Below are 13,421 nucleotides of genomic sequence, written 5' to 3'. Positions count from 1 at the left end.
TNTCCGGCCCGGANATCATGTCGAAATACTACGGNGANAGCGAAGAGCAACTCCGTGAAGTCTTCGAGGAGGCCTCCGAGGAGGCCCCCGCGATCATCTTCATGGACGAACTCGATTCAATCGCACCCAAGCGCGAGGAGGCCGGTGGCGATGTGGAACGCCGCGTTGTCGCCCAACTCCTGAGCCTGATGGACGGGCTCGAAGAGCGCGGCGAGGTCGTCGTCATCGGNGCGACNAACCGCGTCGANGCCATCGACCCCGCNCTGCGCCGNGGTGGCCGCTTCGACCGCGAGATCGAGATCGGNGTCCCGGACNNGGANGGCCGCAAGGAGATCCTNCAGGTCCACACGCGGNNNATGCCGCTNGNCGAGGANATCGACCTCGACNNNTACGCNGAGNCCACCCACGGCTTCGTCGGTGCNGACCTCGAATCGCTNNCCAAGGAGGNNGCGATGNACGCNCTCCGNCGGNTCCGNCCGCNGCTCGACCTCGAANGCGACGAGATCGATGCCGAGGTGCTGGAATCCATCGAAGTCCTCGAATCCGACCTGAAGGCCGCGCTCAAAGGGATCGAACCGAGCGCGCTACGCGAGGTCTTCGTCGAAGTCCCCGACGTGACGTGGNANGACGTNGGNGGNCTCGANGACACNAANGANCGNCTCCGCGAGACGATCCAGTGGCCGCTCGANTACCCCGAGGTNTTCNAGGANNTNGANNTNGNCGCCGCNAANGGCGTNNTGNTNTACGGGCCNCCGGGNACNGGGAAGACNCTGCTCGCNAAGGCCGTCGCCAACGAGGCNGANNNNAACTTCATCTCNATCAANGGNCCCGANCTCCTNAACAAGTACGTCGGNGAGTCNGAGAANGGCGTCCGCGANGTGTTCNNNAAGGCNCGGNNGAACGCNCCGACCGTGNTGTTCTTCGACGAGATCGACTCGATCGCCACCGAACGCGGCCAGAACTCCGGTGACTCCGGTGTCGGCGAGCGCGTCGTCAGCCAACTGCTGACCGAACTCGACGGCCTCGAATCGCTAGAGGACGTGGTCGTGATCGCCACCTCGAACCGGCCTGACCTGATCGATTCCGCGCTCCTNCGNCCCGGTCGNCTNGANCGNCACNTCCACGTNCCGGTGCCNGACGAGGANGNCCGCCGGAAGATCTTCGCCGTCCACACCNNGGNNAANCCGCTNGCCGACGACGTNGANCTCGACNANCTNGCCCGNNNNACGGAGGGNTACGTCGGCGCGGACATCGANGCGNTCTGNCGNGAGGCCTCGATGGCTGCCAGCCGGGAGTTCATCGGCAGCGTCTCCCGCGAGGAAGTCGGCGAATCCGTCAGCAACGTCCGGGTGACGATGGACCACTTCGAGCACGCGCTCAGCGAGGTCCAACCAAGCGTGACCGAGGAAACGAAACGCCACTACGAGGAGATCGAACGCAAGTTCAAGCACAACGACGTTGACCCCGACGAGGACGCCGTCGTCGGCGAAGCGTTCCAGTAAGCTCCTCGCGCGGCTTTCGATTTTTGCGATTTCGCTTGATGCTCGCTTAGTTCTGTTCGGGAGGTTGCTCCTGCGGTGTGACCTCAACGCCAGTGATCTCGAAGCGCGCACCGCCGTCAGCACCGTCGGTGGCCCGAATATCCCAGCCGTGGGCGGTTACGATACGTTTGATGATCGCCAGCCCGAACCCGGTTCCCTGCTTGTTCGTCGTGAATCCGGTTTCGAAGATCTGGTTTTTTTTGCCGTCGGGGATCGGATCGCCGTCGTTTTCGACGTAGAAGCCCGCATCGTCGTCGAGGACGCCGACGGTGATCGTTACGTCGTCGCCGCCATGCTCGATTGCGTTCCGGAACAGGTTCTCGAACACTTGGCCGAGCCGAATTTTGTCGGCCTCGATGTAGACGTTCGTATCTGCCTGCAGTCTAGCAGCCTGCTGGTCGATGTTGCTCCAACTCGACTGGACGATGGTGTCGAGGACAACCGACTCGGTCTCGGTCACCTCTTGGCCTTCCCGGGCGAGGACGAGGATTTCGCTGATCAGCGTCTCCATCCGATCGAGCGCGCTGGCGACGGTTTCGAGATGGTCGCTGTCGGCCTCGTTGCGCGCCATTTCGAGATACCCGTCGGCGACGCTCAGGGGGTTTCGTAGGTCATGAGAGACAATTGAGGCGAAGCGTTCGAGCCGTTCGTTTTTCGCACGGAGTTCGAGTTCGCGCTGTTTGCGTTCAGTCATATTGTGGGTGAAGCCAGCCACCCGGACGACGGCTCCGTCTTCGAAGATGGGCTCGGCGTGGGATTCGACCCACTTCCACTCGTCATCGTCTCCTTGAATCCGGTACGTGACTTCCTGTGTGTGGCCCTCCCCGGATCGCTGCATCGCGCCTTTCACATCGGCGACGTCGTCTGGATGGACCGCTCCGAGGAACGAGGTGGGATCCTCACGCAGCGTCGCCACTGATTGGTCGAACATCTCCTCGTAGCGGGAGTTGATGTACTCCAGTTTGGTCCAATCGGCCGAGAAAATGAACAGGACGTCGTGGGTGTTCTCGGCGAGTTCGTGGAGTTGCTGTTTGGTTCGCTCGGCAGCTATCTCTGCGCGCCGCTGGTCAACGTGGTTGGCGACCTTGTTGGCCAACAGCGTGTACTGCTCTTTGACGCGTCGTTTGATGATGTAGTCGGAGACGCCGGCGGAGATGGCCTCGCTGGCGACGGATTCACTGCCGGTATCAGTAAACAGAATGAACGGGAGGTCCGGATCGACACTCCGGACCTCGCTCAGCACGTCTAAGCCCGTCATGTCCGGCATCATGTAATCGCTGATGACGCAATCGACAGTGCGGTCGGCGACGATGTCCGCGACTTCGGCTGGGTCGGTGGTCCACTCAACAGTGAACCGGTCGGTTTCGGCTTCGAGGTTTTCGGTCACCATGCGGGCGAGATCGGGCTCGTCATCGACGTGGAGTACGTGAATACTCTCTTTCGGAGTATTCGATGAAAAATCAGTCATAGTGAAGGAAGTGGATTGTTACCAAACGTCGGATCCACAAATAGTTGAACGAGCGGGTACATATCTTTGTGGGGTTGCATCGAGTGACAGACACGGGAAGCGCTGGCCGATCCGTCAGCACCTATGCCGGCAGCCGCCCAGCGCGTTCGAGTCCCCCGAGCACGACGACTGTCACGAGGAGGACGAAAGCGGCAGCAGTGAAGACCGTCCCGTAGGCGAACCCGCGTTCGATCAGCGCGCCGACAAGCGAGGAGCCGCCTGATTGGGATAGCATCCACGCGGAACTGAAGACGGCGTACGCACTCCCGCGAGCCGAATCCGGCAGCGTGGTCAGGATGTAGGCATCGGTCGCGGGGAACAGCGCGTGGATCACGAAGCCGATCAGCGCGGAGCTAATCGCCAAGGCGATGAGGCCGTCGAACGCGACGACCAACAGCAGACAGCCGGCGAAGGAGGTGACGATACCGAGCAACAGCGGCACTGACGGGAGGTCGTCGGCCAACTCGCCGGCGATGAAGAACGCGGGGATCCCCGCTGCGAACACGATCGTCAACATCGTCGAGGCTTGGTTCGGGGAGAGCCCGCGGGACTGCATATAGAGCTCGTAGAAATTGAACACGCCCTGCCAGACGAAGACGGTGACACCGGCGATCCCGAGCGCGGCGAGGATGATCCGCCACTCCGAGCGCGCGCCGGCCAGCAGCGACCGGTCGTCCGCGCCCGCCGCGGGCATCGCAGTCCGCCGGGCGACGATCACGGTGGCGATGGTCACGACGGCAGTGCCGACGGAAATGGCCCACAGCGAGAGCCGCCAATCGACCCACAACGAGACGGCGACCAGCGGCGCGGCCGCGACCGCCGCGACTTGGTTGGCCGCGCCGTGAATCCCCATCACGCGGCCGACGCGATCCGGAAACAGTTCGCTCAACAGCGGGTTCGCCGCGACGAAATAGACGCCTGAGGCGGTGCCCATGAAGAACGCCCCGACCATCAGCTGGCGGACGGTCATCGCCGCACCGGCCGCGGCGGCCGACAGGGCGAGGATCGTCCCCGAGACGATGACGAGGTAGTGGCGTGGGACCTTCGTGAGCAGCCAGCCGGCGGGCAGCCGGAGCGACGCGCTGCCGACCCACGCGAGCGTCACGATGAGCCCGGCGGTCGCCTCGCCGATACCGAACTCCGCGATGAACACGTCCAGCAGCGGCGCGAAGATGATTCTGGCGAGATTGAGGAAGAAGACGAGGCCACACAGCGAGCCGAAGAGGCGTCGGCGACTCACAGCGAAATTTTGCTCGTGAGGGTTTCAAGCGTTCCGAATGCCGGATGCATCACTATAGCGACGTGTCTTTGCTCGGCTACCAATACTGCTCGTGTCAGTCCTCAGTCGGTGGTTCGAGATAGGTCTCTACCGCAGCAACAACGCGCTGGACGAACGATTCGGTGAGTCGGCCCTGTCGGCGGACGAGTGCTGCGTGTTTCGGCGAGGCTACCGTCCACGGGGAGGCGTAGCTCTGGCGTGGCATTCCACCCTCGATCCAATCGGCGTCGTCGATTGGAATCCCCGCGTCGTGTGCTGTCGTCGTCAACGTAACCGTCATGTACTCCTCGTCACCGAACGGGTGGCGGTCGTTGTTCAGGATGAGCCACGGTCGAGGGTTTTCGACTGACTTGAACGGGTCTGGTCCCCACACGACATCGCCCCGCTGGTAGCTCATTCAGGTTCCTCCTCGACAGCGTGTTCCAACCATTCGTCCATCTCCTCGGGTCCGAAGCGGTCGTTCGCGGTTCGCGTGCTCTCGGTGAAACTGGTGTAGGCCGCCACATCGTCGGCCTCGCCCAGTGCCCAGTAGGTGCCCCGGTGTCGAACGAGTCCGCGATCTTCGAGCCGTGAGAGGACGACGCTGATGCTCCCGGCTTTGACCCCGGTCGCCTCGCGGATCTCGCTCTGGGTGAACGCTTTGTCGGGATGAGCGGCGAGAAATTCCATGACACGATCGGCGTTCGTCTCGCCGTCGTGCTGAAGCCGATCGTCGGGTGCTGATTCAAACGTCTCGATGTCGATTGGCATATGTATTTCTTTGTCTTTTTGTGTATTAGCTGTATTGGATCCGAAGCAGTCGACGGGTCGCTGTGATACGTCGCCCGATCCACGCTGCTTTTGACGAGTCACGCGAAAGCAACTCCCAATGGATGACGAACTCCGCGAGCGCGTGCAGGCGGAAGCCGAGAAGCACGCCCTGTTCAACGCGCTCAAACACGACAGCGACCCCGACGTGGGCGCGATCATGGGCCCGCTGATGGGCGAGAACCCGGATTTCCGCCCGCACGGCGACGAAATCCCGGGCGTCGTCGGCAAAGTCGTCGGCAAAGTGGGCAACCTCGACCGCGAAGCCCGCCGCGAGCGACTCGCTGAACTCGATCCCGATCTCGTCGCCGAACTCGACGCCGAGGACGAGGGCGACGACCACACACTGCCCGACCTGCCGAACGTCGACGACTACGAGACCGTTCGCTTGCGCGCCGCGCCGAACCCGAACGGCCCGTGGCATCTCGGCCACGCTCGCATGCCCGCGGTCATCGGTACCTACTGCGATCGCTACGACGGCGAGTTCGTCGTCCGGTTCGACGATACCGACCCCGAGACCAAACGCCCCGATCTCTCCGCGTACGACGCCATTCTCGACGATATCGCCTATCTCGGCTTCGAACCGGACGAAGTCCTGCGAGCTTCCGACCGCGTCGAGACCTACTACGAGTACGCCCGCGAGCTGATCGAAATGGGCGGGGCCTACACCTGCGATCTGCCGGCCGAGGAGTTCTCGGAGCTCAAACGCGAGGGCACCCCCTCGCCGAACCGCGACAAGGATCCCGAAACCGTCCTCGAAGAGTTCGAGGCGATGATCGACGGCGAGTACAGCGCGGGCGAACTGGTCCTCCGCGTCAAAACCGATATCGAGCACAAGAACCCCGCGCTCCGCGATTGGGTCGCCTTCCGNATGNTCGANACGCCCCATCCNCGCGAGGCGGCNGNCGACTACCGCTGCTGGCCGATGCTCGANTTCCAGTCNGGNATCGACGANCANCTNACNNGCNTCACCCACATCATCCGNGGCATCGACCTNCAGGACTCNGCGAANNNNCAGCNGTTCGTCTACGACTACTTCGNCTGGGAGTANCCCGAAGTCNTNCACTGGGGNCACGTNCAGNTNGACGCCTACGATATCGATATCTCGACCTCAACAATCAAGCAACTCATCGACGGCGGCGAGCTCGACGGCTGGGACGATCCACGCGCACCCACCCTCCAATCGATCCGTCGCCGCGGCATCCGCGGCGAGGCAGTCGTCGAGTCGATGATTGGCCTCGGGATGTCGACATCGGATGTCGATCTCGCCATGTCGTCGATCTACGCCAACAACCGCGACCTCGTTGATGAGGAGGCCAACCGCTACTTCCTCGTCCGCGACGCCGAGCGCGTCCCCGTCGTCGGCGATGAGAAACCGGCCGCCGGCAGCCCGCCGCTGCATCCGAACCACGAGGATCGTGGCCGCCGCGAAATCCCCGTCGACGACGCCGTGCTGATCGAACCGGACGACCTGCCGAGCGAGGGCGAGCGAACCTGGCTGAAGGGATACGGCTGTGTTCGCTACGACGACGGCGAGTTCGTTGCCACCGGCGACGACATCGACGCGGTGCGTGAGGAGGGCGTCGATGTGATTCACTGGGTCCCGGCCGACGACACCGTCTCGGTCAGGATGCGCACGCCCGAGGGCGACGTGACGGGCGAGGCCGAACCGGCGTTCGCGGACACTGCGGTCGATGAGATCATCCAGTTCGAACGGATCGGCTTCGTTCGCGTTGACGACCACGCTCCCGAGGGGTCGGTCGTTTACTACGCCCACGACTGACGGGATCGCTCGCGGCGGCGATCGATGCGGGCGGTGTCGAGGTTTTTGTACTGCCTTCCCGAAACAGGAGGTGTGCCTCCAGCCGACAGCGACGACGCCGAACGCGATACTGCCGACACCGCCGACGGAGCCGACGACGCGGACCGTCGCCACGACCGCCTCCAGCGACACCCGACGCCCGGCGCGCACAACTCGCTGTGGGGCTGGGCGTCGATCCGGTCGCCGCTCCGCGTGACGATCACCTACCTCGTCGTCTGGCTCGTCCGTGTGTCGCCGAGCCTCCGGCTGAAAAACTGGCTCCTCCGTCGCCTCGGTGTGACCGTCGGCACCGGCGTCTCGTGGGGCCTCGAAGCGACGCCGGACGTGTTCTGGCCGGAGCTGATTTCCGTCGGCGACCACGCGATCATCGGCTATGACGCGACGCTGCTCTGCCACGAGTTTTTACAGGACGAGTACCGCCTCGGCGAGGTCGTCGTCGGCGAACGGGCGATGATCGGCGCGGGCGCGACGGTGCTGCCGGGCGTCGAGATCGGCGACGGCGCGCAGGTCGCGGCCAACTCGCTGGTGACGCGTGACGTGCCGCCCGGCGCGACGGTCGCCGGCGTGCCGGCGGAGCCGGTCGACCGTGGCGGGGATGGCGACTCCGGTGACGATGCGGGTGACGCTGGCTCCTGAGCGGAGTGCTACGATGCCGCTGGCTCGTCCGTTTCGGATTCTGCGTCCTCGGCTCCGCCCGCTTTCGCTCGCTCTTCCAGCCCCCGAAGCACGTCCGGCCGGCCGAGGCCGTAGATCGTCTCGCCGGCCTCGAAGCCGCGGTCACGATCCGGGAGTGCCATTAGCTTCTCGCCGTCGGGCCGGATTGCGACGACCGTCGCGTTGAGCGCGCGCGGCGTCAACCCGACGAGTTCGCTGCCGGCGTCGATGGTGACGGTCCCCATCGTCTCATCGACACTCCGCAGTAGGGTGGCGAACTCGCGGTCGGCCTGCGGCTCGGCGGGCATCGTCAGCAGTCGATACTCCTCGGTCGGCGACAGCAGTTTCGCATCGTCGTCATCGATGGCGAGAGTCACCGTATCGCCGGCGACGCCGCGAAGTTCGCCGGTCGTCAGTCGCTCCGGCGTCTCCTCGGTCGTCCACACCTGCACGGTATCGCCTGGCGAGGCGTTGTTCGGCGGGTCGGCGCGGATCGCCACAGCGACGCTGCCGGGGGCGATCGTCGCGCCGATGCCCGCGGCCCGCGAGCCGACGGCGAGGAACTCGACGGTTCCGTTGGCCGTGACATCGACATCGACGTAGCCGACCGCGTGGTCTTCTTTGAGTCGCTCGATGAGCCGGCTGCGGAGTTCGTCGACGGTGAGCCGCCGCGGGAACAGCAGCGTCTTGCCGGCGAGTTCGGCTTTGGTCTCGTCGGTGACGGGGTCGTAGCTCTCCATGTCGGCGATCTCGTCGGGCAGGGTGATCGTGGTCACGCGGCCGGCCGACCGGACGACGGTGCCGACCTCACCTTCGAACTCCCGGAGGCCGGCCAGCGAGAACAGATTACTGCTCACCGCATCGCCGAGCCGGCGGCCGACCGGCGCGGCGACCGCCGCGACGCTGAGCGCGACAACGTTGAAGAAGACGACGCCCGGCTCGAAGAGGTCGACGGAGACGTTGCTGACGGCGACACCGAGGGAGGTCGTGTTGATGTACAGCGCGACGACCGAAACGCCAATGAAACCCGAGACACCTTCCGGAACAGTCTGTTTGAAATACCAGCGGTAAGCGACCGCGAGCCCGCCGGTGGCAACCACCGACAGCACCGCGTAGACGACGAGGTTGATGAGGGCCGCTGTTGGCTCCTCGAAGGTGACCGGCGACGGTGGGCCGGCCGTGAACGCCTCGCGGAGCGTGTCGCCGTTGGCAGTCATGTTGCGGCCTCCGCAAACCGCGACAGCGACTCGTTGGTCCCGATGACGTACAGCTGATCGCCCGCCGACAGCGGCTGGTCGCCACGGGGAGCGACCTGCCACTTCTCGTGTTTCGCTGCGAGAATGAGGATGTTGTAGCTGTCTCGGACGCCCACCTCACCGATCGTGTGGCCATCGAGCGGGCCGCCGGAAGCGACGGTTACCTTTTTGAACCGGACGCCGGAGCGACGCAGCAGCGACACCAACTCGAACTCACGCCGCGTCCCCCGCGAGCGGACGACGATCTGCGGATCGGTCGCTGACAACAGCGTCGTCGCCTCCGAACGGTTGACCGCGACCGTGATCCGGCCCGCGCCGCCGGTCGTCGTCGCGGCTGCGGGCAGTGGCACCGGCTCCTCGCCGCCATCAGCCGCCAGCGTGTCGTCGTCTGTGGTCGGCGTCCCACCGGCCGTCGAAGTTGTCGTCGGTCCCGACCGAGCGGCGATTACCGTCCCGGTCACGGTCGTCTCGGGCGTGACGATCCGCACCGACTCGCCGCGGGCGATCCCGCTCGGCACCAACGCCGCCAGCGAGACGGCCCGCTTGCCCTCGGGGACGCGTCGGGAGGTGCTGCCCATCGGCGGCGCGGCCGCGACGCGAGCACGGGCGGCTTCGTCGAGATCGACGGTCACGTCAGCGAGATCGAACTCCGACTGCAGGCGGTCGGCGAACCGAGTTTCCAACTCCGCGATGGGGAGGTCAGCCGGAAACGTCCACTCGCCGTCGCCGATCTCCCGGCGGAGGTCGGCGGGCAGCGGCGGGTAGCCCTCGATGTCGCTCACGTCGCCTAAGACGGTGAGCCGCACCTGATTCCGGCCGCCGACGAGTTCGATCACGTCGGTGTTCAGCGTTCGGTCGCGGATGGATTTGATACTCAATCGCTTTGGGGCCGCCGCGCCGAGTTTGTCGCCCTGTGCGTGGGCGTACAGCGCGAGCATCAACACGACGATGATGGCGGTGAGGATCGGCACGGCGTTCTCCGAGGAGCGGATCGTCGGATCGTTGAGCGCGAGCAGGCCGCCGTTGATGCCGGCGATTGCTAAGGCGAGAACGACGACACCGAGGCCGGGGATCGACACGTCGGTGACGTATTTGAACAGGAAGCCGAGCACGCCGGAGACCAAGGCGGGGATGATCCCCGTCAGCACGCCGAGATAGATGCCGAGAAGGATATCGAACGGAAGCGCGGTCATTGCCGACGTATGCCAGCGTGTTCGGTTAAATCGTTCGTCTACCTTCCCACGCCCGATCCCCGGTGTATTAGTAGCCCGCTCACTGAGGTGAGGGCGATGGATAGCAGCCGGGACTGGGTGACGGTCAGGGCGTCAATCCTCCTGACCTTCGCCGTCGCCATCCTCTCGATCATCGTCGGCCTGATCCACATCTCGACCGGCGGGGTCGAGGGCCAGCTCGCGGCGTTCGTGCCGCCGACGATCCGGCGGACGGTCGGCTTCACCGGCACGTTGACCGGGTTCACGATGCTCGGGAGTGCCTACGCCCTGAAACAGCGGTTTCGGATCGGCTGGTACGCCACCGCGGTGTTGCTCCCAGTGACCGCCATTCAGGGCCTGTTGCAGGTGTCGCCGTTTTCCGTACCGCTGGTCGCCATCTCGCTCATCTCGGTGCCGGCACTGCTCTACAACCGCGGGCGGTTCGACCGATCGTTTTCACCGTCGCCGACACAGCTGGCCGCCGGCATCGCCCTCATCACGGCTATCGCTTACGGCACGCTCGGCTCCTTCGCGCTCCGCGAGGAGTTCAACGGGATTGCGACGCTGACCGACGCGTTCTACTATACGATCGTGACTGCCAGCACCGTCGGCTACGGCGACGTGACCGCCGCCTCCGAGCTCGGCAAGCTGTTTTCGATCTCGGTACTGCTGCTCAACGTCGCCGCCTTCGCGGTCGCCCTCGGTGTCCTGTTGACGCCCGCGATCGAAGCCCAACTCTCGAAAGCACTCGGACGCATGACAGACAGCCAGTTCAACCTCCTCGACGACCACGTGATCCTCCTCGGGTACGGGGATCTGACCGAACCGATCATCGAAAACCTCACCGACACGCAGTTCGCAATCGTCACGACGAACGAAACCGCGGCCCGGCGGCTGGCCGACCGCGATATCGCCGTCCTCACGGCCGAACCGAGCGACGAGGCCCCGCTCCAGCAGGTCGGGATCGCCGACGCCCGGGCCGCTATCGTTGCGACCGAAAACGACGCCCAGGACGCGCTGGCGATCCTCACTGCCAGACAGCTCAACGATGACCTCCGGATCGTTGCTGCCGCCATGCAGCGGGAGAACGTGGCCAAACTCCGGCATGCGGGCGCGGATCGGGTGATCAGCCCCAGCGAGATCGGCGGGCGACTGCTGGTGAACTCGGCTATCGGCACCGGCAACGCCGAAACAGCCGCCTCGCAGTTACTCGGCGAGGAATTCGAGTAGCCGTCGGCCGGATCGACCGAACTATTTTGACGGCGCCCGGTGTCGGCCGGGTATGGACGCGGCACTCGAAACCGCCCAACAGACGATCGCGTCGTCGCCGACGCCGGCCGCGGAGTTCGACGCGCTGTCGCCCGGCCAGCGACGACAGGTGTTCTTCCTGTTGCCGGAGTCGCTGCGCGAGTCGCTGTTGGCGGATATGGACGATGAGCAACTCCAGCGGTTCGTCCGTCGGCTTGATCCCGACGAAGTCGCCGACGTGCTCGGCCTCGTTGCCGACGAGCGACGGGCGACCGCCCTCGAACGGCTCGATGCGAACCGCCGGGAAAAAGCCGAGTTCCTGTTGGATTTCGGCCCCGAGAGTGCGGCGGGACTGATGCGGCTCAACTACGTCACCGTCGGTGTCGACCGCGATCTGGCGACGGTTGCTGATCGAGTCCAGAAATACGAAGCCAAAACGGGGGAGGTGCCGACGATCCTCGTCACCGAGGGCGACGAACTGCTCGGCCAACTGCCCGGACAGGTGTTGGGAATGAGCGACGGCGACGCCGTCGATCTGCGGGACCACGTCACGTCGATTCCGACGGTCGCCTACGATACCGACGACGCCGAAGTCGCCACCGTGTTCCGCGAAAACCCCGAAAGCTCGATCGCCGTTCTCGACGACGACAAATCCATTATGGGGATTATCTATGCCGAAGACCTGCTTCGGGTGATCAACGAGCAGGCCGGCGAGACGTTGTACGAGTTCACCGGCGTCCGCGAAGAGGAAAGCATTCTCGACGGGCCGTTCTCGAAGGTTCGGTACCGCTACAAGTGGCTGATCATTAACCTCGGGACCGCGTTTCTGGCCGCCGGGATGGTCGGCTTCTTCGAGGATACGATCGCGGCGTTCACGCTGCTGGCGGTCTACATGCCCGTTGTCGCCGGAATGGGTGGCAACGCCGGGACGCAGTCGATGGCGGTGACCGTTCGCGGGCTCGCCCTCGAACAGATCTCGCTTTCCACCGGGAGTCGGGCGATCCGCAACGAGATCATCGCGGGCGCGGCAAACGGCTTCATTACGGGTGTACTCGTCGCCGTCATCGCGTCGGTGTTCAACAAGAGCCCGCTGTTGGGGCTCGTCCTCGGCGTCTCGATGGTGTTGAATCTCGTCATCGCCGGCTTCTTCGGGACGCTCATCCCGCTCGTGTTGGAGCGCGTGGGCAAGGATCCCGCCACGTCGGCGACGATCTTCATTACGACGGCGACCGACGTGCTCGGCTTCTTCATTTTCCTTGGGTTGGCCCAGTCCGTACTCTGAGGACCCGCATCAGCGGCGGAAAAATCGATTACTGTATCCGAACAATGCCGTCCCGGAGGACCGTGCGATTCGGAATGATGTGTTCTTCGTCGTCGGTGTCGATTCGCGTCACGAAGAGGTCGATTTCCTGGACGATTCCGCGTTGTCCGGCGACGGCGACCTCGTCACCGATGCTGTAGGGTTCGGTGAGCAGGAGGTAGACGCCGACCGCGCCCGACGCCAGTAGCTCCTGTGTCGCAATCGCAGTGAAGACGATCAGTGCGATGGCGTAGGCACCGAGCAGGACGATCAGGGCGTTGGTGGCGACGCCGATCTGGCCGAGGGCGATTAGCGTGGCGACGAATAGCACGCTGTACCGCGCTGTCGCCGGGATGACGCCGATTTCGGGGAGCTTGATCCCGCGAAGGCGTTCGGAAACCAGCACTTCGACCTTGTCGCCAATGATGATGCCGACGACGAGGATGAGCAACGCGATGGCGAGCTGCGGAAGGAAGACCGCCGCCGCCCGCAGGAAGAGGTCGGCGAACTGGATGTTGGTGAACGTCCCCGCGATAAAGACCGAGATGACGATGACGAAGTAGCCCGCCAGCTTGGTGATCAGGCCGACCGTCGAGGTGCCGTACTCGCCGGCCGCTCGCTCGACGGCTGTCCCCTCGACGGCCTCGTCGATGCCGAGTCGGTGGAGGAGCCGCCGGCCCATGAGCATCGTCAGATAGCCCAGTCCGATCCCCGCGATAACGATGGCGACGGCGATCCACACGCGGACGGAGACGAACGCCACCCACTCCGGCAGCGCGAATTGCAGAACCGACAT

At 64.6% G+C, this 13,421-nt stretch carries 11 protein-coding genes and 1 pseudogene (1 of these 12 cut by a window edge); 5 read left to right on the top strand and 7 right to left on the bottom strand.

What is annotated here, in order from left to right; all coding sequences use genetic code 11:
• A pseudogene (locus EGH24_RS09790) lies at nt 1–1,502 on the top strand (CDC48 family AAA ATPase) (it extends 772 nt beyond the left edge of the window).
• Nucleotides 1,503–1,548: 46 nt separating this feature from the next.
• On the opposite strand, the gene EGH24_RS09785 reads toward EGH24_RS09790, so the two are convergent.
• From EGH24_RS09785 to EGH24_RS09770, 4 genes are all read right to left on the bottom strand, one after another.
• Nucleotides 1,549–3,009 carry a sensor histidine kinase gene (locus EGH24_RS09785; RefSeq protein ID WP_142979973.1) on the bottom strand — a complete coding sequence of 487 codons (1,461 nt, stop codon included), beginning with the start codon at nt 3,007–3,009 and terminating at the stop codon, nt 1,549–1,551.
• Between the two features lie 121 nt (nt 3,010–3,130).
• Entirely contained in the window at nt 3,131–4,288 is a 1,158-nt protein-coding gene (locus EGH24_RS09780) for an MFS transporter (protein ID WP_142979972.1), read from the bottom strand.
• A gap of 94 nt (nt 4,289–4,382) precedes the next feature.
• A complete protein-coding gene (locus EGH24_RS09775; protein WP_142979971.1) occupies nt 4,383–4,724 on the bottom strand; it encodes a type II toxin-antitoxin system PemK/MazF family toxin in 342 nt (113 codons plus the stop codon).
• Nucleotides 4,721–5,077, bottom strand: a complete 357-nt coding sequence (locus tag EGH24_RS09770; protein WP_142979970.1) for a MarR family transcriptional regulator — start codon at nt 5,075–5,077, stop codon at nt 4,721–4,723. Before EGH24_RS09770 ends, EGH24_RS09775 begins: the two co-directional genes overlap by 4 nt.
• Nucleotides 5,078–5,195: 118 nt before the next feature.
• Here EGH24_RS09770 and EGH24_RS09765 point away from each other — a divergent pair, with 118 nt between their 5' ends.
• Together EGH24_RS09765 and EGH24_RS09760 are read left to right on the top strand one after the other, a co-directional pair.
• On the top strand, nt 5,196–6,917 hold the full coding sequence (locus EGH24_RS09765) for a glutamate--tRNA ligase (protein WP_142979969.1): 1,722 nt from the start codon (nt 5,196–5,198) through the stop codon (nt 6,915–6,917).
• A 72-nt stretch (nt 6,918–6,989) separates the two neighbouring features.
• Entirely contained in the window at nt 6,990–7,592 is a 603-nt protein-coding gene (locus EGH24_RS09760; RefSeq protein ID WP_246057958.1) for an acyltransferase, read from the top strand.
• 8 nt (nt 7,593–7,600) lie between these two features.
• On the opposite strand, the gene EGH24_RS09755 is transcribed toward EGH24_RS09760, so the two are convergent.
• Nucleotides 7,601–8,827 (bottom strand): cation:proton antiporter regulatory subunit, encoded by a 1,227-nt coding sequence (locus tag EGH24_RS09755; protein ID WP_142979967.1) that lies wholly within the window; start codon nt 8,825–8,827, stop codon nt 7,601–7,603.
• A complete protein-coding gene (locus EGH24_RS09750) occupies nt 8,824–10,059 on the bottom strand; it encodes a potassium channel family protein (protein ID WP_142979966.1) in 1,236 nt (411 codons plus the stop codon). The genes EGH24_RS09755 and EGH24_RS09750 overlap by 4 nt, the downstream gene beginning before the upstream one ends.
• Nucleotides 10,060–10,155: 96 nt before the next feature.
• Here EGH24_RS09750 and EGH24_RS09745 point away from each other — a divergent pair, with 96 nt between their 5' ends.
• Both EGH24_RS09745 and EGH24_RS09740 read left to right on the top strand, forming a co-directional pair.
• Nucleotides 10,156–11,307 carry an NAD-binding protein gene (locus EGH24_RS09745; RefSeq protein WP_142979965.1) on the top strand — a complete coding sequence of 384 codons (1,152 nt, stop codon included), beginning with the start codon at nt 10,156–10,158 and terminating at the stop codon, nt 11,305–11,307.
• Between the two features lie 52 nt (nt 11,308–11,359).
• Nucleotides 11,360–12,607 (top strand): magnesium transporter, encoded by a 1,248-nt coding sequence (locus EGH24_RS09740; protein ID WP_142979964.1) that lies wholly within the window; start codon nt 11,360–11,362, stop codon nt 12,605–12,607.
• 28 nt (nt 12,608–12,635) lie between these two features.
• On the opposite strand, the gene EGH24_RS09735 is transcribed toward EGH24_RS09740, so the two are convergent.
• Nucleotides 12,636–13,421, bottom strand: coding sequence for a mechanosensitive ion channel domain-containing protein (locus EGH24_RS09735; protein ID WP_142979963.1), 786 nt, complete (start codon nt 13,419–13,421; stop codon nt 12,636–12,638).

The organism is Halonotius terrestris, from assembly GCF_006861665.1.
Taxonomy (GTDB): Archaea; Halobacteriota; Halobacteria; order Halobacteriales; family Haloferacaceae; genus Halonotius; species Halonotius terrestris.
This window is presented reverse-complemented; position numbering and strand designations above follow the sequence as displayed.

Bases quoted from the DNA above. Each gene is read 5' to 3' on its own strand.
- EGH24_RS09750 (WP_142979966.1), bottom strand. From the start codon at position 10,059: ATGACCGCGCTTCCGTTCGATATCCTTCTCGGCATCTATCTCGGCGTG.
- EGH24_RS09755 (WP_142979967.1), bottom strand. From the start codon at position 8,827: ATGACTGCCAACGGCGACACGCTCCGCGAGGCGTTCACGGCCGGCCCA.
- EGH24_RS09745 (WP_142979965.1), top strand. From the start codon at position 10,156: ATGGATAGCAGCCGGGACTGGGTGACGGTCAGGGCGTCAATCCTCCTG.
- EGH24_RS09740 (WP_142979964.1), top strand. From the start codon at position 11,360: ATGGACGCGGCACTCGAAACCGCCCAACAGACGATCGCGTCGTCGCCG.
- EGH24_RS09735 (WP_142979963.1), bottom strand. From the start codon at position 13,421: ATGTCGGTTCTGCAATTCGCGCTGCCGGAGTGGGTGGCGTTCGTCTCC.
- EGH24_RS09785 (WP_142979973.1), bottom strand. From the start codon at position 3,009: ATGACTGATTTTTCATCGAATACTCCGAAAGAGAGTATTCACGTACTC.
- EGH24_RS09770 (WP_142979970.1), bottom strand. From the start codon at position 5,077: ATGCCAATCGACATCGAGACGTTTGAATCAGCACCCGACGATCGGCTT.
- EGH24_RS09775 (WP_142979971.1), bottom strand. From the start codon at position 4,724: ATGAGCTACCAGCGGGGCGATGTCGTGTGGGGACCAGACCCGTTCAAG.